The 21,217-nt window shown below is 73.9% G+C and carries 12 protein-coding genes and 1 pseudogene; 11 read left to right on the top strand and 2 right to left on the bottom strand.

Annotation, left to right across the window (positions count from 1 at the left end; all coding sequences use genetic code 11):
• Positions 1–470 precede the first annotated feature (470 nt).
• The 7 genes from ACWDRR_RS13140 to ACWDRR_RS13110 all read left to right on the top strand — a co-directional run bounded on the left by ACWDRR_RS13140 (position 471) and on the right by ACWDRR_RS13110 (position 13,265).
• Positions 471–3,398 (top strand): putative bifunctional diguanylate cyclase/phosphodiesterase, encoded by a 2,928-nt coding sequence (locus ACWDRR_RS13140; RefSeq protein ID WP_449772387.1) that lies wholly within the window; start codon positions 471–473, stop codon positions 3,396–3,398.
• Positions 3,399–3,729: 331 nt separating this feature from the next.
• A complete protein-coding gene (locus ACWDRR_RS13135) occupies positions 3,730–5,583 on the top strand; it encodes an acetolactate synthase large subunit (RefSeq protein WP_449772255.1) in 1,854 nt (617 codons plus the stop codon).
• A gap of 39 nt (positions 5,584–5,622) precedes the next feature.
• Positions 5,623–6,147, top strand: a complete 525-nt coding sequence (gene ilvN / locus ACWDRR_RS13130; protein WP_360642284.1) for an acetolactate synthase small subunit — start codon at positions 5,623–5,625, stop codon at positions 6,145–6,147.
• Positions 6,148–6,249: 102 nt separating this feature from the next.
• Positions 6,250–7,248, top strand: a complete 999-nt coding sequence (gene ilvC, locus ACWDRR_RS13125) for a ketol-acid reductoisomerase (RefSeq protein ID WP_449772254.1) — start codon at positions 6,250–6,252, stop codon at positions 7,246–7,248.
• A 250-nt stretch (positions 7,249–7,498) separates the two neighbouring features.
• Entirely contained in the window at positions 7,499–9,085 is a 1,587-nt protein-coding gene (serA, locus tag ACWDRR_RS13120) for a phosphoglycerate dehydrogenase (protein ID WP_387882192.1), read from the top strand.
• A gap of 363 nt (positions 9,086–9,448) precedes the next feature.
• Positions 9,449–9,610 carry a hypothetical protein gene (locus ACWDRR_RS13115; RefSeq protein ID WP_449772392.1) on the top strand — a complete coding sequence of 54 codons (162 nt, stop codon included), beginning with the start codon at positions 9,449–9,451 and terminating at the stop codon, positions 9,608–9,610.
• A gap of 289 nt (positions 9,611–9,899) precedes the next feature.
• The gene (locus tag ACWDRR_RS13110) at positions 9,900–13,265 is read left to right on the top strand and encodes a S8 family serine peptidase (RefSeq protein ID WP_449772253.1); all 3,366 of its coding nucleotides are present in this window, start codon (positions 9,900–9,902) and stop codon (positions 13,263–13,265) included.
• A gap of 64 nt (positions 13,266–13,329) precedes the next feature.
• Here ACWDRR_RS13110 and ACWDRR_RS13105 read toward each other — a convergent pair whose 3' ends face one another.
• Positions 13,330–15,828 (bottom strand): YfhO family protein, encoded by a 2,499-nt coding sequence (locus tag ACWDRR_RS13105; protein ID WP_449772252.1) that lies wholly within the window; start codon positions 15,826–15,828, stop codon positions 13,330–13,332.
• A gap of 166 nt (positions 15,829–15,994) precedes the next feature.
• Between ACWDRR_RS13105 and ACWDRR_RS13100 the strand changes: the two genes are divergently transcribed.
• The 4 genes from ACWDRR_RS13100 (at position 15,995) to cimA (ending at position 21,044) form a co-directional block, all read left to right on the top strand.
• Positions 15,995–16,561 carry a Uma2 family endonuclease gene (locus ACWDRR_RS13100; protein WP_449772251.1) on the top strand — a complete coding sequence of 189 codons (567 nt, stop codon included), beginning with the start codon at positions 15,995–15,997 and terminating at the stop codon, positions 16,559–16,561.
• Positions 16,562–16,623: 62 nt separating this feature from the next.
• Positions 16,624–17,661, top strand: coding sequence for a 3-isopropylmalate dehydrogenase (locus ACWDRR_RS13095; RefSeq protein ID WP_449772250.1), 1,038 nt, complete (start codon positions 16,624–16,626; stop codon positions 17,659–17,661).
• Between the two features lie 248 nt (positions 17,662–17,909).
• Positions 17,910–19,022 carry a branched-chain amino acid aminotransferase gene (locus ACWDRR_RS13090; RefSeq protein WP_449772249.1) on the top strand — a complete coding sequence of 371 codons (1,113 nt, stop codon included), beginning with the start codon at positions 17,910–17,912 and terminating at the stop codon, positions 19,020–19,022.
• A gap of 369 nt (positions 19,023–19,391) precedes the next feature.
• Positions 19,392–21,044, top strand: a complete 1,653-nt coding sequence (cimA, locus tag ACWDRR_RS13085) for a citramalate synthase (RefSeq protein ID WP_449772248.1) — start codon at positions 19,392–19,394, stop codon at positions 21,042–21,044.
• A gap of 82 nt (positions 21,045–21,126) precedes the next feature.
• On the opposite strand, the pseudogene ACWDRR_RS13080 reads toward cimA, so the two are convergent.
• Positions 21,127–21,217: pseudogene (locus ACWDRR_RS13080) on the bottom strand (ATP-binding protein); the annotation flags it as partial.

Raw genomic sequence — 21,217 nt, 5'->3', positions numbered from 1 at the left:
CGCGCCCCTCGCCCGCGACCACCGTCCGGACCGGCCAGGACCGGGCGGTGGTCGCCGGACGCCACCGCGTGCTCCCGTGCGCGCCGCGTGAGCCCCTGTCCGCGCGCCCCCGCCAACCGGCCCGATCCGGCGGAATCGGGTGCATTTCCCCACTCCTGCACCATTACTCTAAGTTGAGTGTGCGTGTCATTGAGTGACCGAGTTGGTGTAGGGTCCCGAGTGGGAACATCGGTGCGGTGCGTCGGCCGGCAGGCCGCCCACCCCCTGGGCCACCGCCCTGACGGGGCGCCAGGTCACCGCGTACGGCCACCAGGTGCGCGGCCGGTGGCCCGTGGCCGGGGCGCCAGGCCCCGGGCCGGAGGGGGAGAGGCCGAGTGAGCTCCACCGATGCGGTGCTGCCCGGAGCCGGACGGTCGGGCGTACCGGACGCCGACCTGTCCCGGGTCGCCCGGCGCGGCCCGGTCCGCCGGCTGCTGTACAGCCGAAGCCTGCCCGGCACCGTCCTCGGTGCCCTCTGCCTGGCCTATGCGCTGGGTGCCTCCCTCGGCTGGGGGTCGCGCCAACTCGCCGTCTTCATGGGGGACTTCGGCCTGGCCGCAGCCGCCCTCGCGGCCGCGCTGTCCTGTCTCGCGTACGGCTGTACGGTCGGCGGCCACGCCCGCCCGGCCTGGTTGCTGTTCGGCCTCTCCTCGCTGGTGGTCGCGTTCGGCAACGGCACCTGGGGCTGGTACGAGCTGGTCGAGCGCACCCCGCTGCCGCAGGACTCGCTCGCCGAGTACGTCTTCCTGCTGTTCGCCCCGCTCGCCATCACCGGTGTGCTGGTGCTCGCCCAGCGTCCGCGCAGCGCCGCCGGCTGGCTCTGCCTGCTGCTGGACGGCTGGCTGGTGGCCGGCTCGCTGTTCACCCTCAGCTGGAGCCTGGCGCTCGGCCGGATCACCGCCGGCGAGGTCGGCTCGCCGCTGCGGCTGGCCCTCAACCTGGCCTACCCGGTGCTGGACATCCTGCTGGTCAGCCTGGTGGTCGGGCTGCGCTTCGGCGGCCGCGACGGCAACCGGGCCGCGGTGCACACCGCGATGATCGGCCTCGCCGTGACGGTGCTCTGCGACGCCCTCTTCACCTCGCCGGACCTGCGCAGCAGCTACCACTCGGGGGAGCTGCTGGACGCCGGCTGGTTCGCCGGCAGTCTGCTGCTGGCCTGGGCGCCGTGGTCGCCGCGCTGGCGCCGGCCGCTGCGCGAGCACCCCTCGGTCGGCGGTCTGCCGCGCCGCCGGGTGGCCACCACCTTCAGCGCGCTCACCCCGTACGCGGCGGCCGCGGTCTGCACCGCCGGCATCCTCTACAACGCCCTCGGCGGGCGCACGCTGGACCGGGTGGTGGCCTCGGCCGCCTGCACCGTCGGCCTGGCGCTGATCCTGCGGCAGGGGGTGATGCTGCTGGACAACCTCTCGCTGGCGCAGGAGCTGGCCCACAAGGAGGCGCACTTCCGCTCCCTGGTGCAGGGCTCCAGCGACGTCATCATGATCGCCGGCGCCAACGGCGTGCTCTCCTACGTCTCCCCGGCCGCGCTCGGCGTCTACGGGCGGGATCCGGAGGAGCTGGTCGGCGGCAATCTGCTGGACCTCGTCCACCCCGAGGACGTGGACCGGGTGCTGGCGGAGGTCCGCCGCTTCCTGGCCCGGGGCCGGCTCGCCGCGCACCGCTCGCCCGCCGCCGCCGAGCCGTCCGCGGCCCGGGTGGAGTGCCGGATCAGCTCCGGCGCCGGCGAGTGGCTGCACGTCGAGTCGACCGTCAACCGGTACCGCGACGGCCTGATCCTGAACAGCCGGGACGTCACCGAACGCGTGATACTGCAGGCCCAGTTGCAGCACAACGCCTTCCACGACCCGCTCACCGACCTGCCCAACCGGGCGCTGTTCACCCAGCGGCTGAGAGCCGCCCTGGCCGCCCGCGGCCAGCAGGGCGGGGCGGGCGCCGGGGTGGCCGTGCTCTTCCTCGACCTGGACGGCTTCAAGGCGGTCAACGACAGCGCCGGCCACCAGGTCGGCGACGAGCTGCTGGTGCAGGCCGCCCGCCGGCTGCAGGGCGCGGTGCGCTGCGGGGACACCGTCGCCCGGTTCGGCGGGGACGAGTTCGCGGCGCTGGTCTGCGGCCCGCTCGGCCGGCTGCAGGTCCAGGAGCTCGCCGAGCGGCTGCGGATCGCCCTCTCCGAGCCGTACTGGATCGGCAGCGCCGAGCTCAGCGTCGCGGCCAGCATCGGCATCGCCTTCGGCACCCCCGAGCGCGGTCCGGCAGCCGACCCCCGGGCCGCCACCGACGAGTTGATGCGCAACGCCGACCTCGCGATGTACCGGGCCAAGTCCGAGGGCAAGGGCCGGGTGGTGCTCTACACCCCGGCCATGCGGGCCGACCTGGAGCGCCGCACCGAACTGGAGGAGCGGCTGCGGGTGGCCGTCCGCGAGGGCGGCTTCACGCTGCTGCACCAGCCGGTGGTGGACCTCGGCACCGGCGCCGTCACCGGTGTCGAGGCGCAGGCCCGCTGGCGCTCGGCGCAGGGCCTGCTGCTCACCCCGGCCGAGTTCCTGCGCTCGGCCGAGCACGGCGACGCGGCCACCCGCTTCACCCGCTGGCTGATCCACGAGGCCGTGACGGCCGCCGCGCTGCGGCGCGGGCTGCCGGCCAGAACCCGCTCGGCGCCGGCCCCGGTGCCGGTGTCGGTACGGCTCTCGGCCCAGCGCCTCTGCTCGCCCGGCACGTACGAGGCGGTGGTCGCGGCACTGCGCGACACCGGGCTGCCGGCCGGCCACCTGGTGGTCGAGGTGGCCCGGATGGGCCCGGACGCGCTGGCCGACGAGCTCGGCCGCCGGCTGGCCGCGCTGCGCCGGCTCGGCGTCTCGACCGCGCTGGCCGGCTTCGGGGCCGGCAGCGGCTCGCTGGGCGCACTGGCCCGGCTGCCGTTCGACGGCCTCAAACTGGACCGCACGCTGGTCCAGGACCTCGGCGAGTCGGCGCTCGGCCGGGCGCTGGCCGGGCACGCGCTGCGGCTCGGCCGGGACCTCGGTCTGATCACCGCCGCCGAGGGGGTGGACCTGCCGCGCCAGGTCGCCGTCCTGCAGGAGCTGGGCTGCCGGCAGGGCCAGGGGTCGGCGTTCGCCCCGCCGCTGGACGAGACCCGGTTGCGGCGGGCGCTGGCCCGCCGGGCGTACCCGCTGCCGAGGCCGCTCGGCTCGCTCTCCGCGCGGCGCGCGTATCTGGCCGCGGACACCCGGACGGGTGGCTGCGGCGAGCCCGCGGGAGGGCGTGTCGCACCTCACCACAGCCCCTCCGACCTGCCCGAACACCGGGCCGTGGCCGGTCCGGGACACGGTCCGCATGGCGAGACTGTCATCCCACCTGCTTGACAGTCGACCCCGCACGGGAGGAAGGTCGTTGCCATGCGCACCCGAATTCTCGTACTTGGCGGGCGCGTCGGCTGAGCGGGCCATGCCCCGCTTGTGACAGGCCGACGCGCCACCCCTCGCATGCCCTTGGCACGAGGGGTTTTTTGTTGCACTGACGCTGTTCCACTCCGCAAGACCACTGGCCCCGGCCGCCCGATTCCCCCCGATTCCGGAGGGAGAAGAGGGACGATTGGGGCAGAGCCGGCGATCGGCCCGACACGTGGGACCCCACCCTCTGGCATCCGGGGCCCGCAACCACCCGGGTCGGCAAAACCCGAGAAGAGACAGGCAGATGACTGAGCACGCCGCATCCCCCCGCCGCGGGGACACCCCGGCCGCCCACGCTCCCGCTCCCCAGCACGTCGTCGAGACCATGACCGGCGCCCAGTCGCTCATCCGCTCGCTGGAGGCCGTGGGCGCGGACACCGTCTTCGGTATCCCGGGCGGGGCCATCCTTCCCGCGTACGACCCGCTGATGGACTCGACCAAGGTGCGCCACATCCTGGTCCGTCACGAGCAGGGTGCCGGTCACGCCGCCACCGGTTACGCCCAGGCCACCGGCAAGGTCGGGGTCTGCATGGCCACCTCGGGGCCGGGCGCGACCAACCTGGTGACCCCGATCGCCGACGCCTACATGGACTCCGTCCCGATGGTGGCGATCACCGGGCAGGTCGCCTCCAAGGCGATCGGCACCGACGCCTTCCAGGAGGCGGACATCTGCGGCATCACGATGCCGATCACCAAGCACAACTTCCTGGTCACCGACCCGGCGGAGATCCCCCGGGTGATCTCCGAGGCGTTCCACATCGCCGCCACCGGCCGCCCCGGCCCGGTCCTGGTCGACATCGCCAAGGACGCGCTGCAGGCCACCACCACCTTCCGCTGGCCGGCCGAGACCTCGCTGCCCGGCTACCGCCCGGTCACCAAGCCGCACGCCAAGCAGATCCGCGAGGCCGCGAAGATGCTGGTGAGCGCCAAGCGCCCGGTGCTGTACGTCGGCGGCGGGGTGCTCAAGGCGCACGCCACGGCCGAACTGCGGATCCTCGCCGAGCTGACCGGCGCCCCCGTGGTCACCACGCTGATGGCGCTCGGAGCCTTCCCCGACAGCCACCCGCAGCACCTGGGCATGCCCGGCATGCACGGCACCGTCCCGGCCGTCACCGCGCTGCAGAAGTCGGACCTGCTGTTCACCCTGGGCGCCCGCTTCGACGACCGCGTCACCGGCAAGCTGGACAGCTTCGCCCCCTACGCCAAGGTCGTCCACGCCGACATCGACCCGGCCGAGATCGGCAAGAACCGCCCGGCCGACGTGCCGATCGTCGGCGACGCCCGCGAGGTGCTGGCCGACCTGATCGTCGCCGTCCAGGCCGAGTTCGACGCCGGCCACCGCAGCGACTACGCGGACTGGTGGGTCAAGCTCAACGAGTGGAAGAAGACCTACCCGCTGGGCTACGAGCCGGCCCCGGCCGGTCAGCTCTCCCCGCAGCAGGTCATCGAGCGGATCGGCCGGCTGGTCGGCCCGGAGGCGATCTACGCCGCGGGCGTCGGCCAGCACCAGATGTGGAGCTCGCAGTTCATCCAGTTCGAGAAGCCGGCCACCTGGCTCAACTCGGGCGGCGCGGGCACCATGGGCTACGCCGTGCCGGCCGCGATGGGCGCCAAGGCGGGCCGCCCGGAGACGGCGGTCTGGGCGATCGACGGTGACGGCTGCTTCCAGATGACCAACCAGGAACTGGTCACCTGCGCGCTGAACGACATCCCGATCAAGGTCGCGGTCATCAACAACGGCTCGCTGGGGATGGTCCGCCAGTGGCAGACGCTCTTCTACAACCAGCGCTACTCCAACACCGTGCTGCACGCCGGCCCGGACCACGACGGCATCGAGCCGCCGGCCCAGGGCACCCGGATCCCCGACTTCGTGCTGCTCTCCGAGGCGATGGGCTGCGTCGGCCTGCGCTGCGAGCGCCCGGAGGACCTGGACGCGGTGATCAAGCAGGCGATGGAGATCAACGACCGCCCGGTCGTCATCGACTTCATCGTCCACCAGGACGCCATGGTCTGGCCGATGGTCGCGGCCGGTACCAGCAACGACGAGATCCAGTTCGCCAAGGGCGTCCGGCCCGACTTCGGCGACGACCTCGACTGAAGCCCCACACTCCAGAACGACCAAGGGAACAGAGACCCCATGTCCAAGCACACCCTCTCCGTCCTGGTCGAGAACAAGCCCGGCGTGCTCGCCCGCATCGCCTCGCTGTTCTCCCGTCGGGGCTTCAACATCGACTCCCTCGCCGTCGGCCCGACGGAGCACCCGGACATCTCCCGGATGACGATCGTGGTCAACGTCGAGGACCTCCCGCTGGAACAGGTCACCAAGCAGCTCAACAAGCTCGTGAACGTGATAAAGATCGTCGAACTCGACCAGGCCGCTGCGATCCAGCGGGAACTGGTTCTGGTGAAGGTCCGCGCCGACAACGAGACGCGGTCGCAGATCGTCGAGATCGTCCAGCTGTTCCGCGCCAAGACGGTCGACGTGTCCCCCGACGCGGTGACCATCGAGGCCACCGGCAGCTCGGACAAGCTGGAGGCCATGCTCCGGATGCTGGAGCCGTACGGCGTCAAGGAGCTGGTCCAGTCCGGCCTGGTCGCCATCGGGCGCGGCGCCCGTTCGATCACCGACCGCTCGCTGCGCGCCCTCGACCGCAGCGCGTAACGCGGTCGTCTCACCCCCTGAAGCACTGCCCCACACCCCGGCCGGGTCCACGTACCGTGGAGACGTACCCGGCAAGACCATCACGCAAGGAGATGTGCCCCCGTGGCCGAGCTGTTCTACGAAGACGACGCCGACCTGTCCATCATCCAGGGCCGCAAGGTCGCGGTCATCGGCTACGGCAGCCAGGGCCACGCCCACGCGCTGTCCCTGCGCGACTCGGGTGCCGACGTCCGGGTCGGCCTGAAGGCCGACTCGAAGTCCCGTGCCAAGGCGGAGGAGGCCGGCCTGCGCGTCGTCACCCCGGCCGAGGCGGCGGCCGAGGCCGACGTCATCATGATCCTGGTGCCGGACCCGATCCAGTCGGACGTCTACGAGGAGTCCATCGCGCCGCACCTGAAGGCGGGCGACGCCCTGTTCTTCGGCCACGGCCTGAACATCCGCTTCGGCTTCATCAAGCCGCCGGCCGACGTCGACGTCTGCATGGTCGCCCCGAAGGGCCCGGGCCACCTGGTCCGCCGCCAGTACGAGGAGGGCCGCGGCGTCCCCGCGATCGTCGCCGTCGAGCAGGACGCCTCCGGCAAGGCCCTCGAGCTGGCGCTGTCCTACGCCAAGGGCATCGGCGCCACCAAGGCCGGCGTCATCAAGACCACCTTCACCGAGGAGACCGAGACCGACCTGTTCGGTGAGCAGGCCGTCCTCTGCGGTGGCACCGCCGCCCTGGTGAAGGCCGGGTTCGAGACCCTGGTCGAGGCCGGCTACCAGCCGGAGATCGCCTACTTCGAGTGCCTGCACGAGCTGAAGCTCATCGTCGACCTGATGTACGAGGGCGGCCTGGAGAAGATGCGCTGGTCGGTCTCCGAGACCGCCGAGTGGGGCGACTACGTCACCGGCCCCCGCATCATCACCGACGCCACCAAGGCCGAGATGAAGAAGGTCCTCGCCGAGATCCAGGACGGCACCTTCGCCAACACCTGGATCGCCGAGTACAAGGCCGGTCTGCCCAAGTACAACGAGTACAAGAAGGCCGACGAGGACCACCTGCTGGAGACCACCGGCAAGAAGCTCCGCAAGCTGATGAGCTGGGTCAAGGAAGACGCCTGATCCTCCGGGCCCCGCCCCGGATCGGCCGCGTCCAATTCCGAAGGGCCCTTGTACAACTAGGCTGCTCCCGTCCGGGTGATTTCGCCGGACGGGAGCAGCCTGGCACCCAGCCCGTCGATACACTTCCGAGTGCGCGTCAGGCCCACAGCGTCGTGCGTCTACCTACGCGGCATGCCACCTTCCCCCCGCCTTCCACGCCACCTACGTGCCGGGGAGAACCGGACAGTTAAGGACCACTGTCGTGAGCACTGTGACCAAGAGCGCCGTTGTACTGATCGCCGAAGAGCTGTCCCCCGCCACCGTCGACGCCCTGGGGCCCGACTTCGAGATCCGCCACTGCAACGGCGCGGACCGCACCGAGCTGCTGACCGCGATCGCGGACGTGGACGCCATCCTGATCCGCTCCGCCACCAAGGTGGACGCCGAGGCGCTGGCCGCCGCCCGCAAGCTCAAGGTGGTCGCCCGGGCCGGCGTCGGCCTGGACAACGTGGACGTCTCCGCCGCCACCAAGGCCGGCGTGATGGTCGTCAACGCGCCGACCTCCAACATCGTCACCGCCGCCGAGCTGGCCTGCGGCCTGCTGATCTCGGTCGCCCGCAACATCGCGCCGGCCAACGCCGCCCTGAAGCAGGGCGAGTGGAAGCGCAACAAGTACACCGGTGTCGAGCTGAGCGAGAAGGTCCTCGGCGTCGTCGGCCTCGGCCGGATCGGTGTGCTGGTCGCCCAGCGGATGTCCGCGTTCGGCATGCAGATCGTCGCGTACGACCCCTACATCCAGGCCGCCCGTGCCGCGCAGATGGGCGTCAAGCTGGTCTCGCTGGAAGAGCTGCTGGAGATCTCGGACTTCATCACCGTCCACCTCCCGAAGACCCCGGAGACCATCGGCCTGATCGGCGACGAGGCGCTGCACAAGGTCAAGCCGACCGTGCGCATCGTCAACGCCGCCCGCGGCGGCATCGTGGACGAGGCCGCGCTGGCGAGCGCCCTGCGCGACGGCCGGGTGGCCGGCGCCGGCCTGGACGTCTACGCCAAGGAGCCGTGCACCGACTCCCCGCTGTTCGGCTTCGACAACGTGGTCGCCACCCCGCACCTGGGCGCCTCCACCGACGAGGCGCAGGAGAAGGCCGGCATCGCGGTCGCCAAGTCGGTGCGCCTGGCGCTGGCCGGCGAGCTCGTCCCGGACGCCGTCAACGTCCAGGGCGGCGTGATCGCCGAGGACGTCCGCCCGGGCCTGCCGCTGGCCGAGCGGCTCGGCCGGATCTTCACCGCGCTGGCCGGCGAGGTGGCCGTCCGGCTCGATGTCGAGGTCCGCGGCGAGATCACCCAGCACGACGTCAAGGTGCTCGAACTGTCCGCCCTCAAGGGCGTGTTCGAGGACGTGGTGGCGGAGACGGTGTCCTACGTCAACGCCCCGCTGTTCGCCCAGGAGCGCGGTGTCGAGGTACGCCTGACCACCTCCAGCGAGAGCCCCGAGCACCGCAACGTGATCACCGTCCGCGGCACCCTGGCCGACGGCGGCGAGATCGCCATCTCCGGCACCCTGGCCGGCCCGAAGCAGACCCAGAAGATCGTCGGCGTGGACGCCTTCGACGTGGACGTGGCGCTCACCGACCACATGGCGTTCTTCAAGTACGAGGACCGCCCCGGCGTGGTCGGCGTCCTCGGCCGCCACCTCGGCGACGCCGGCATCAACATCGCCGGCATGCAGGTGGCCCGCGACGGCAGCGGCGCGCTCGCCTCCCTCACCGTGGACACCCAGATCCCGCAGGAGGTGCTCTCGGCGATCGCCGCCGAGATCGGCGCCCGCTTCGCCCGCTCGGTCGACCTGGGCGCCTGAGCCCCGGCAGCCGTTCCGACAGGGCCCGGACCACCGCACGGCGGTGGTCCGGGCCCTGTCGTGTTCGGGGCCGGTTCGGCGCTCCGGGTGAGCCCCGTCTCAGATACTAGGAAATCCAAGTAATCGTGCAGACAGCTCGGGGCCCTGGTCGTACCGTGGAAGAGCCATACGGTGCGCCGCCCCTGTAGCCAGGGTGTGCGGCCCGTGTGCGCCCGTACGCCGAGGGCAGGCGATCCCCGCCCGGTGTGCTCCCAGCTCCGCCGTGACCCTTCTGCCGTGACCCCTCTGGCGACGCGCTTCGCGCGGCACCCCCCTCCCCACCCTCTGCGCCCTCCCCGGCGCATTCGATTCAAGGAGCCCGGTATGCCCCCCACCGCAGACCGCCACGCCACTCCCGCCCCCGCCGCCACCACCGCCCGTACGCCGCGCCGCCGCCGGGCGTCCGAGCGGCCCCCGTTCGCCGCCGCCGCGCTGCAGCGTGCGCTGGACCGCCGTGACAACGGCGGCGTGACCGGCCACCTCTGAGCCGGCTGCCCCCGGGGCGGTCGGGTCGGACCGGTCGCGCCCGGGCCCCTCGCCGCTGGTCCGACCGGCCCTCCGGTCGGGCCCCGGCGTTCATCCGCCGAATGGGCCGTACGGCCTGACGCGGTGTCACTCCGGCGAGTGCACGTGGCGCCCGTTGGAGGGAAGTTGCTCGCACTGTCCGGCGCGATCATCCTAATTTGGGGCCCCGGAAGGGTGATCGGCGTCCGCGCGGGCGGGCGTCAGCGGCACGGCGTGCGGATCAGTTCCCCTTGCCGGGGGAGAGGGCCCAGTGCGTCAGCCACCCGTCCGTCGTCCGATCGCCCGGATCGGCCTCACCCTGGCCCTGTTGGCGGGGCCGGTCCTGCTCACCGCCGCCCCGGCGGCCGGCAGCCCGCCGACGGCCGCGCCACCGGGCACCGGCCGCCAGGCCTCCGTCCTGCTGGAGCTCGGCACCGAGGCCGCCGGCCCCGCCTGGCGGCAGGCGGCCGCCGAGGCCCGACGGGCCCGGCGCTCCCCGGAGGCCGTCCGCCAGGAGGCCGCGCGGGCCGGAGCCGGCCAGCGGGCCCGGGCGTCCGGCGCCCTCGACCGGCTGGCCGGGGCCGTCCACGAGGCCGCGCCCACCGCCCGGGAGCTCTACCGCACCCGCACCCTGCTCACCGGCCTCGCGGTGACCGTGCCCGCCGACCGGCTGCCCGCCCTGCGCGTGCTGCCGGGCGTCCGGGCCGTCCACCCGATCGTGCGCAAGCAGCGGGACAACGCGTACTCCGTGCCGCTGACCGGCGCGCCGCAGGTCTGGGGCGCGGCGGCCGGTGACGCCGGGGCCGGCAACACCGGCCGGGGCGTGCGGATCGGCATCATCGACAGCGGTGTCGACTACACCCACGCGGACTTCGGCGGCCCCGGCACCGAAGAGGCGTTCAAGGCGGTGGACGGCGCCCGGCCGGCGCCCGCCGGCCTCTTCCCCAACGCCAAGGTGGTCGGCGGCCGCGACCTGGTCGGCGACGACTACAACCCGGACCCGTCCTCCCCGCACTACCAGCCCGACCCGCACCCGGACGACAACCCGATCGACTGCGCGCTCAACGGCCACGGCACGCACGTCGCCGGCACCGCCGCCGGCCTCGGCGTCACCACCGACGGCCACACCTACACCGGCCCCTACCGGCCCGGCCTCGACCCGGCCGGCTTCGCGGTCGGCCCCGGCGTCGCCCCCGGCGCGCAGCTGTACGCGATCCGGGTGTTCGGCTGCGACGGCTCCACCGACCAGCTCGCCCAGGCCCTCGACGTGGCCGCCGACCCGGACGGCGACGGCGACCTCGCCGACCGGCTCGACGTAGTCAACCTCTCCCTCGGCAGCCGCTTCGGCTCCACCGACGACGCCGACTCGATCGCCGTCGACCACCTCTCCGAACTGGGCACCGCGGTGGTCGCGGCGGCCGGGAACGAGGGCGACGTCTACGGCATCGGCGGCAGCCCCGGCACCGCCGCCCGGGCCATCGCGGTCGCCGCCTCGGTCGACCCGCACACTGACGCCGACGGCCTCACCGTGCTCGCCCCCGAGCCGCTCGCCGGGGTCGTCCCGGGCCACTGGAGCGCCCGCTACCAGGGCTGGTCCACCGCCGACGTCAGCGGTGAACTCGCCCTGCCCGTCGACCAGTCGGACGGCTGCACGGCGTTCGGCGAGGCCGACCGGCAGCGGCTCGCCGGGAGGATCGCCGTCCTCGCCTGGCGCACCCGGGAGTCCGAGCGGGCCTGCGGCTCCGGCCCGCGCGCCGACCACGCCGCCGACGCGGGCGCGATCGGCGCCCTGCTCGCCGCCGACGACGACCACCTCGCCGAGATCTCCGGCAACGACCGCATCCCGCTCGCGCTGCTCGCCCGGGCCGACGGGGAACGGCTGCGCCAGGGCGCGGCGGCCGGCCCGGTGCTCGTCCGGCTGGCCGCCCCCGGCAACCCGCTGCACGGCGTCGTCGCCCAGGACCAGCCGCAACGCACCGACACCCTCACCGACTTCACCTCGCGCGGGATCGGCGTCCCCGGTGTGGTCAAGCCCGACCTCGCCGCCCCGGGCGAGACCATCTGGTCCGCCAAGGCCGGCAGCGGCGCCGCGGGCCAGCGCGAGGACGGCACCTCGATGGCCACCCCGCACGCGGCCGGCCTGGCCGCCCTGGTCCGCGCCGCCCACCCGGACTGGACGGTCGAGCAGCTCAAGGCCGCGCTGATGAACACCGCCGGGGACACCTGGCTCGGCGACGGCGGCACCGGCCCGGTCTACGGCCCCGAACGCACCGGCGCCGGTCGGGCCCAGGTGGACCGCGCCGTCCGCACCCCCGTCGTCGCCTACGCGGCGGGCGAGGGCGCGGCCCAGGGCGGCGTCGGCGTCTCCTTCGGCCCGGTGGCCGTCGGCGGCCCGCTCGCCGCCGTCCGCGAGGTCGAGGTCCGCAACCTCTCCGGCACGGCGGCGGTGTACCGCACCGGCTACGCGGCCGCCACCGAACTGCCCGGCGCCCGCTTCGAGATCGCCCCCGACCGGGTCGAGGTGCCGGCCGGCGGCACCGCCCGGGTCACGGTCACCCTCGCCGTCCCGGGACAGCTCGGGCGCGCGCCCGATCCGACCATCGACACCAGCCAGGGCGGCCGGGCCCGCAGCTACCGGGGCGAGCTCTCCGGCCGGCTGCTGCTCACGCCGGTCTCGGACGCCGACCTGCCCCAGCTGCGGGTCCCGCTGTTCGCCGCCCCCCGGCCGGCCTCGGACCTGAGCGCGGCGACGCCGGTGCGCGGCACCAGGGCCGGTGCGCTGGTCGTCCTCGGCGGCACCGGGGCGCCGGCCGAGCAGCCCGGACTGCTCAGCGCCTTCGCCCTGGGCGGCGAGGGCGCCCGCTGGCCCGACTGCCCGCCCGACAGCGGAGCCGCCGTCGGGCCGGGGGCGGGCATCGTCCCGGAGGAGAGCACCGAGCCGCAGGCCCCGCAGGACGTCTGCGTCGAGCGGCCCGGCGACCGGGCGGCCAATCTGCGTGCCGTCGGCGCGGCCTCCGACGCGCCCGCCGTCGGCGACGGGGAGGGCATGCTCTACCTCGCCGCCCAGCTCTGGGCTCCCGCCACCACCCCGGTCGGGCTGTTCGGCGTCCGGGCCTCGCTGGACACCGACGGGGACGGCGTCACCGACGTCGTGGTCAAGGCGGACCGGCAGCGCGGCAGCGACGTCCTGGTGGCCCGGGCGGTGGACGCCCGCAGCGGCGCCGAGCTGGACGTCCAGCCGCTGAACGCCCGCTGGGGCGACACCGACACCGCGCTGCTGGACAGCGACGTGCTGGTGCTGCCGGTGCGGCTCGGCGCCCTGCCCGGGGTGAGGCCCGGGCACAGCACCGTCCGCTACGGGCTCTGGACCGGCATCATCACCAGCGGGAAGCCCGACCCGGCCGAGGCCTTCTCCGCCATCGGCCTGCGCGGTACCCGGCCCACCCTCGCCGTCGACGTGCTGCGTCCGGCCGTGGACGTGCGCACCGGCCCCGGCGGGCCCACCGCGATGGCCGCCGCGCTCCCGCCGGGCACCGTCCTCGACGTCCGCCGCGCCGACGGCGACACGTCCCGGCTGCTCCTGCTCCACCACTTCAACCGGGACGGCCACCGGGGCCAGGTCGTCACCCTCCCCTGAACGTCGTGCCGCAGGGCCGCCGCCCCGCGCGGGGCGGCGGCCCTCCGGCGTTCCCGGCCGGGCCCTACCCGTTCCCGGTCGCCGGGCGGGCGGCGGCGGCCCGGCGGACGCGGCGCGGTGTGCGGGTGGGCCGGTGGCGGAGCCGGCCGAAGACGGCCGTCAGGACGGTGACGGCGGCCGCGGCCAGGGAGAGGAGGAGGCCCTCGGTGAGGCCGGGCGGGCGGAACGAGCAGGTGACCCGGTCCGCGCCGGCGCCGAGCGGGACGCCGATCATGCCGAGGACGGCGCGCGGTGGCGCGAACCCGCCGCCGGCGGCCGCGCAGGTCCAGCCCGTGGTGGCGGGGGCGGAGAGCAGCGCCGTCCCCGTGCTGCCGGGCGGGAGGGCCGCCGTCAGGGTGTGCCCGCCGGCCGTGACCGAGGCGGCGCCGGTCGCGGTGAGCCGGGCGACGGCGGCCTCCAGCGCGCCGGGCCGCAGGCAGCCGATCGGCCGGGCCGGGACCTGGGTGACGGCGTCCGCGCGCAGCACCACCCGCACCAGCCCGTCGGCGGGCACCGGCCCGAGCTCGTGGATCGGCACCGCGGTGGTCGGCTGCTCGCCGTCGCTCCGGTAGGTGGTGCCGAGGCCGCTCACCGTGCCGTTGAACCAGACCCCGTGGAAGAACGCGGTGCCGCCCGGGGTGCAGGCCGCCGTGAACGCGGTGCCGTCCGCACCGGCCGGGGTGGCGGGGACGGACCAGCCGCTGCTGCCGTGCGCCGCCGGCGCCGGGCCGCCGGCCGGGACGGGCTCCGGGACGTCGTACACCCGGCTGCCGAGCAGCGACTCCTGGCGGGACCAGACCGAGGAGGTGTCCGGGGCGGCGCCCGCCGGGAGCACGGTGACCAGCGGGGGAGCGGCGGAGCGGGCGACGGTGAAGCCGTCCGGCGGCGGCCCGTCGGCGAGGTGGGTCCGGACGGCGAACAGGGCCCGGCCGACCGGGTCGGTGACGCTCCGCGTCAGCCGCCCGCCGGCCGACCAGCCGGCGCCCAGGTCGTGCAGCAGCAGCGCGGTGACGGTCGGCAGGTAGCCGGTGGAGTAGCCGCCGCCCTGGCCGTCGAGCAGCAGCGGGTCGTTCGGGGTGAAGGCGTGCGGCCCGGGGTCGCTGCGGCCGCGCGGCCAGTCGGCGGCCTGCCGCAGCGCCGCGTGGGCGGCCCGGACGGCACTGCCCGAGGCCGTCCCGGCGACCGGGGTGCCCAGCGCGGCGTAGACCGACCAGACCGCGCCGCCGAACACCACGCCGCCCAGCACCGCGGTGGCGGCGGCGCCCGCCCGCCGGTCGGTGTGCCGCCGCTCCAGCGTCCACAGCGCGGCGATCAGCACCGCGCCGCCCACCGCGAGCAGCAGCCAGGTGGACACCCGCACCGTGCGCTGCCCCGCCGCCAGCCCGGCCACCAGGACGACCACGGCGGCGCCGCCGAGCAGCGTCGGCGCGTCCGGCCGGTGCGCCAGCGAGACCCAGCCCGCCAGCACCAGCAGCCCGCTGAGCACGAAGGCCACCCGGTACGGGCCGCCGGCCGGGATGGCCAGGCCGTGCCAGACCAGCACGGTGGGCGTCCAGACGAAGCTCAGCACCACCAGCGCCAGCAGCCCGCACCAGACGATCCGCTCCCGGGCCCGCACCCGCCGGTTGAACGGCAGCCCGGCGACCAGCAGCAGGCCCAGCAGGCCGATCGAGACGTCCGGCAGCGGCCGGCCGGTCTGGGTGCCGGGCAGCAACTGGGCCAGGTGCCCGCCCAGCCCGGACGGCCCGATCGGCTGGACGGGGGACTCGGGCTGGGCCTCCTGGGCGGCCCGGACGCCGACGAAGAGCACCGGCGCGGCGATCAGCACCCCGACGGCGGCCGCGGTGACCGCCCGCCCGGTCACCCGGACCACGGCCTTGAACGGTCGCCGGACGGCCGCCAGCCGCACCGCCAGCACCAGGCCGGCCGTGATGGTGGCCATCGCGGCGGTGTAGAGGTTGCCCGCCCAGGCGAGGGCGACGCAGACGGTGGCGGCCACCCAGCGGCGCTCGTGCAGGCACCAGTCGCCGGCCAGGACGAGCAGCGGCAGCGAGACCAGCCCCCAGAGCCACATCGGGGCCGCCCCGCCGACGGTCGCCACCCAGGCGCAGAGCCCGTAGCCGACGGCGGCGACCGCCCGCAGCCACCGCGGGCCGGCGTGCAGCCGGCCCAGCACGTGGGCCATCAGGCCGGTGCCCAGGCCGATGCTGAACAGCGCGACCAGGAAGACCGCGAGCTGCCCCTGGTCACGGGGCAGCAGCACGGTCGGCCAGGAGAACGGGTTCATCAGGTAGGCGAAGAAGTCGGCCAGGAACGGCGCCCCGTACCCGCTGTTCCAGTTGAACAGCAGGTCCCCGGCGGCCTGCCCGTGCGCGAGGTCCCACAGCTGGGCGTGGAACGGCACCGCCGCCTGCGCGGAGCCGGGCGGCCAGGCCCCGCGCAGCCCGGCGGCGAGCGCGTACCCGGCCATGCCCAGGCCCCCGGCCGCCCCGCAGACCCGTGCCTCCCGCCACCGCGCACCCATGGTGATCTGCCCCGTTCCGCGAGGAATGTCGTTCCGGATGCCCGTGAGCATAAGCGCGCCCCCGGCGCGAGCGGTGTCTCACGCGCTCCCTCGTGGGAGGGACGTGCGGGCGAACCCCTGCGAGTAGCCTGAGAGCGCCCGTCAGGATGCCCGCATGGGAGGAATCATGACCATCGAGTCGTACCCGGACTGGCTCCGTCCTCCGGCGGAGGGGTACACCGCCGAGGACCTCGACCGGCTGCCGGATCTCCCGCCGCACACCGAGCTGCTCGACGGGAGCCTGATCTTCGTGAGTCCGCAGACGCGATTCCACATGCGCACCCTCCGCAGGCTGGAGAGGGCGCTGGAGGCCGCCGTGCCCGAGGGCTGGGAGGTCTGCCGGGAGATGACGGTCAGGCTGGACCGGCGCAACCGCCCCGAGCCGGACCTCGCGGTGGTCGACGAGCGGGGCGACACCGGCCCGCGGCAGACCTTCTCCGTCGCCGGCGACGTCCTGCTCGCCATCGAGGTCGTCTCCGAGGAGTCCCAGGAGCGCGACCGCCAGGTCAAGCCGCGCAAGTACGCCGCGGCCGGCATCCGGCACTTCTGGCGGGTGGAGGGCGACGACGAGGGGCGTCCGATCGTCCACACCTACGAGCTCGACCCGGCCACCATGTCCTACGGCCTGACCGGGATCCACCACAAGCAGCTGAAGCTCGACCGTCCATTCCCGGTCGACATCGACCTCACCTGATCGGCCGTCCGGATAGTGGACGCGAGGTGTCACTCCCTGGGACGGCGGAGTAGGGTCCGACCATGTCTCGCACCATTCGTCTCGCAGTAGTTCCCGGTGACGGCATCGGCCAGGAAGTGGTGGCCGAAGGCCTCAAGGTCCTTGGCGCGGCGCTGCCCGCCGACGTGAAGCTGGAGACCACCGAGTACGACCTCGGCGCCCGGCGCTACCACCGCACCGGCGAGACGCTGCCGGACAGCGTGCTGGCGGAGCTGAAGTCCCACGACGCGATCCTGCTCGGCGCCATCGGCGACCCGAGCGTCCCGTCGGGCGTGCTGGAGCGCGGGCTGCTGCTGAAGCTGCGGTTCGCCTTCGACCACCACATCAACCTGCGCCCCGGCCGGCTCTTCCCGGGCGTGAAGTCGCCGCTGGCCGGTGACCCGGAGATCGACTTCGTGGTCGTCCGCGAGGGCACCGAGGGCCCGTACGTCGGCAACGGCGGCTCGCTGCGCACCGGCACCGAGCACGAGGTGGCCACCGAGGTCAGCCTGAACACCGCCTACGGCATCGAGCGGGTCGTCCGGGACGCCTACCGCCGGGCCCAGGCGCGGCCGCGCAAGAAGCTCACCCTCGTCCACAAGAACAACGTGCTGGTGCACGCCGGTCACCTGTGGACCCGGATCTTCGAGCAGGTCGGCCGGGAGTTCCCCGAGGTCACCACCGACTACCTGCACGTCGACGCGGCGACCATCTTCTTCGTCACCCAGCCCGAGCGGTTCGACGTGATCGTCACCGACAACCTGTTCGGCGACATCCTGACCGACCTGGCCGCCGCCGTCACCGGTGGCATCGGCCTGGCCGCCAGCGGCAACATCAACCCGAGCGGCGACTTCCCCTCGATGTTCGAGCCGGTGCACGGCTCCGCTCCGGACATCGCGGGCCAGGGCAAGGCCGACCCGACCGCCACGGTGCTGTCGGTCGCCATGCTGCTGGACCACCTCGGCTTCGCCGCCGAGGCCGCCGCGGTCGAGGCCGCGGTCGCCGCGGACCTGACCGGCCGCACCGGCACCCGGACCACCTCCCAGGTCGGCGACGCGCTCGCCGCCCGAGTATCCGGGTAACGGGCCGGAACCGACACGCGGAATCCGGCCGGGAGGCCGGATCCGACCAGCGGTGTTCCGGCCGAACGGGCCGGGGCGCACAAGCGCACAACCGCGGCTGCCGACTCCTCGACGGGATTGGCGGCTGTTCGGCACGGCCCTCTGGATGCGAGTATCGACAGTGGGCCGTGCCGTCGTGCGTTCGTTCGCCGAAACGTTCACCCGACGGTGGCGGCCCGGACCAACCCCACGGTGAAGGACACACAGCCATGAGCACGCCCACCCAGGCGCCCATCACGTTCGACCTCAAGCCCTCCGCGCACCCGCTGTCCGACGCGGAGCGCGAGGCCCGGCTGGCCAACCCCGGCTTCGGGCGGATCTTCACCGACCACATGGTCACCATCCGGTGGACCGAGGGCCTGGGCTGGCACGACGCCCAGCTGGCGCCGTACGCGCCGCTGGAGATCGACCCGGCGAACATGACGCTGCACTACGGTCAGTCGATCTTCGAGGGCCTCAAGGCCTACCGCCAGGCCGACGGCTCGATCGCGACCTTCCGCCCGGAGGCCAACGCCGCCCGCTTCCAGGCGTCCGCCCGCCGCCTGGCGATGCCGGAGCTGCCGATCGAGACCTTCGTCGAGGCCGTCGAGCACCTGGTCCAGCAGGAGCAGGGCTGGGTCCCGAACCAGCCGGAGCAGAGCCTCTACCTGCGGCCCTTCATGTTCGCCACCGAGGTCGGCCTGGGCGTGCGCCCGGCGAACTCCTACCTCTTCATGATCATCGCCTCGCCGGCCGGCGCCTACTTCTCCGGTGGCGTCAAGCCGGTCTCGGTCTGGCTCTCCGAGGACTACGTCCGCGCCGCGCCGGGCGGTACCGGCGCCGCCAAGTGCGCCGGCAACTACGCCGCCTCGCTGGTCGCCCAGGCCGAGGCCGCCGCCAAGGGCTGCGACCAGGTCGTCTGGCTCGACGCCGCCGAGCACCGGTGGATCGAGGAGATGGGCGGCATGAACCTGTACTTCGTCTTCGGCGAGGGCAAGGACGCGAAGATCGTCACCCCCGAGCTCTCCGGCGCGCTGCTTCCCGGCATCACCCGCGACTCGCTGCTCCAGCTCGCCGCCGACCTCGGCTACGCCGTCGAGGAGCGGAAGATCTCCACCGAGGAGTGGAAGCAGGGCAACGCGGACGGCACCCTCACCGAGGTCTTCGCGTGCGGCACCGCCGCCGTCATCACCCCGGTCGGCTCGGTCAAGTCCCGCGGCGGGGACTGGACCGTCGGCGCCGGCGAGCCGGGCCCGACCACGATGGAGCTGCGCCGGGCGCTGCTGGCCATCCAGGGCGGCCAGCGCCCCGACACCCACGGCTGGCTGCACAAGATCGTCTGATTCGGAGCCGCCTCCGGCCCGCGCCGTTTCGGATCGCGAGACGGCCGGGCCGGACTCCGGAGGCTGTGCCAGACTGCGAGCGTGTCCTCGCTTTCGCTGATTATTAGCAGCAGGCGCGCCGGTCCGCAGTGACCGCTTCCGCAGTACCCGACGCGGAGCGACCACCAGCGTCCAGACCCGCGCGCAGACCTCTCGCACCCGCGAGGGGTCTTTTGCTTTTCGGGCCCAGCCCGAACGGCAGACCCCCGGACCGGCCGGAGCCCCCACAAGGGGCCGAGCGACACCGGGCGCGCGCGGGATGCTGGACAGTGGAGCCGGATCAGAACCGGCAGAGCAGTACCAAACCTCCCGGAACGGAGACCCAGGGCCATGACCCAGGCCAGTAACCGCACCGACGACAGCTTCCACGTCTTCGACACCACCCTGCGCGACGGCGCGCAGCGCGAGGGCATCAACCTCACGGTGGCCGACAAGCTGACCATTGCCCGGTATCTGGACGAGTTCGGGGTCGGCTTCATCGAGGGCGGCTGGCCCGGGGCCAACCCGCGGGACACCGAGTTCTTCGCCCGGGCCGCCGCCGAACTGGACCTCCGCAACGCCCAGCTGGTCGCCTTCGGCGCGACCCGGCGGGCCGGCGGAAAGGCGTCCGAGGACCCGCAGCTGGCCGCCCTGGTGACCTCCGGCGCCCCGGTGGTCACCCTGGTCGCCAAGGCCCACGACCGGCACGTCGAACTGGCGCTGCGCACCACCCTGGACGAGAACCTGGAGATGATCCGGGACAGCGTGGCGTACCTGCGCGCCCAGGACCGCCGGGTGTTCATCGACTGCGAGCACTTCTTCGACGGCTACCGGGCCAACCGCGCCTACGCCCTGGCGGTGGTCCGCGCCGCGCACGAGTCCGGCGCCGACGTGGTGGTGCTCTGCGACACCAACGGCGGGATGCTGCCGGCCGGCGTCCGCGACATCGTCGCCGACGTCCTCGCCGACTGCCGGACCTACAAGCCGGACGCCCGGATCGGCATCCACGCCCAGGACGACACCGGCTGCGCCGTCGCCAACACCCTGGCCGCGGTGGACTCGGGCGCCACCCACGTGCAGTGCACCGCCAACGGCTACGGCGAGCGGGTCGGCAACGCCAACCTGTTCCCGGTGGTCGGCGCACTGGAGATCAAGTACGACCGCCGGGTGCTGCCGCCCGGCAGCCTGGCCGAGATGACCCGGATCTCGCACGCCGTCGCCGAGGTGGTCAATCTGACCCCCTCCACCCACCAGCCGTACGTCGGCCACTCCGCCTTCGCCCACAAGGCCGGTCTGCACGCCTCCGCGATCAAGGTCGACCCGGACCTGTACCAGCACATCGACCCGGAGACGGTCGGCAACACCATGCGGATGCTGGTGTCCGACATGGCCGGCCGGGCCTCGGTCGAGCTCAAGGGCAAGGAGCTCGGCTACGACCTCTCCAGCGACCGCGACCTCGCCGGCCGGGTGGTCGCCAAGGTCAAGGAGCAGGAGAACCTCGGCTACACCTACGAGTCCGCCGACGCCTCCTTCGAGCTGCTGCTCCGCGACGAGGTGCGCGGCAGCCGCGAGCGCTTCTACACCCTGGAGTCCTGGCGGACCATCAGCGAGCAGGGGCCGTGGGGGTCGCCGCGACCGGAGGCCGGGGCCGGGAGCCCGGGCAACGAGGCGACGGTCAAGCTCTGGGCCAAGGGGGAGCGCCGGATCGCCACCGGCGAGGGCAACGGCCCGGTCGACGCGCTGGACAAGGCGCTGCGCACCGCGCTGGAGCGGATCTACCCGCAGCTGGCCACGCTGGAGCTGGTCGACTACAAGGTCCGCATCCTGGAGGGCCAGCACGGCACCGGCTCCAAGACCCGGGTGCTGATCGAGTCCACCGACGGCACGTCCAGCTGGTCCACCGTGGGCGTGGCCGACAACGTGATCGCCGCGTCCTGGCTGGCCCTGGACGACGCCTACACCTACGGCCTGCTGCGGGCCGGTCTGGAGCCCTACGCCGGCTGAGCCCCGCCGCGCCGGACCCGGTGTCGCCGCGGCCCACGGACCCCTCGGTCCGTGGGCCGCGTCGTGTCGGCGGGCGCCCCGTTCACCGCAGGCGGGCGAGGAGGGCGTGTTCGACGAGGGTGATGAGGGCGCTCTTGGCGCTGTCGCGTCGTCGGGCGTCGAGGGTGATGACG

Source organism: Kitasatospora sp. NPDC003701, from assembly GCF_053587085.1.
The sequence above is the reverse complement of the archived record's forward strand: the minus strand, read 5'-3'. Positions and strand labels throughout refer to the sequence as shown.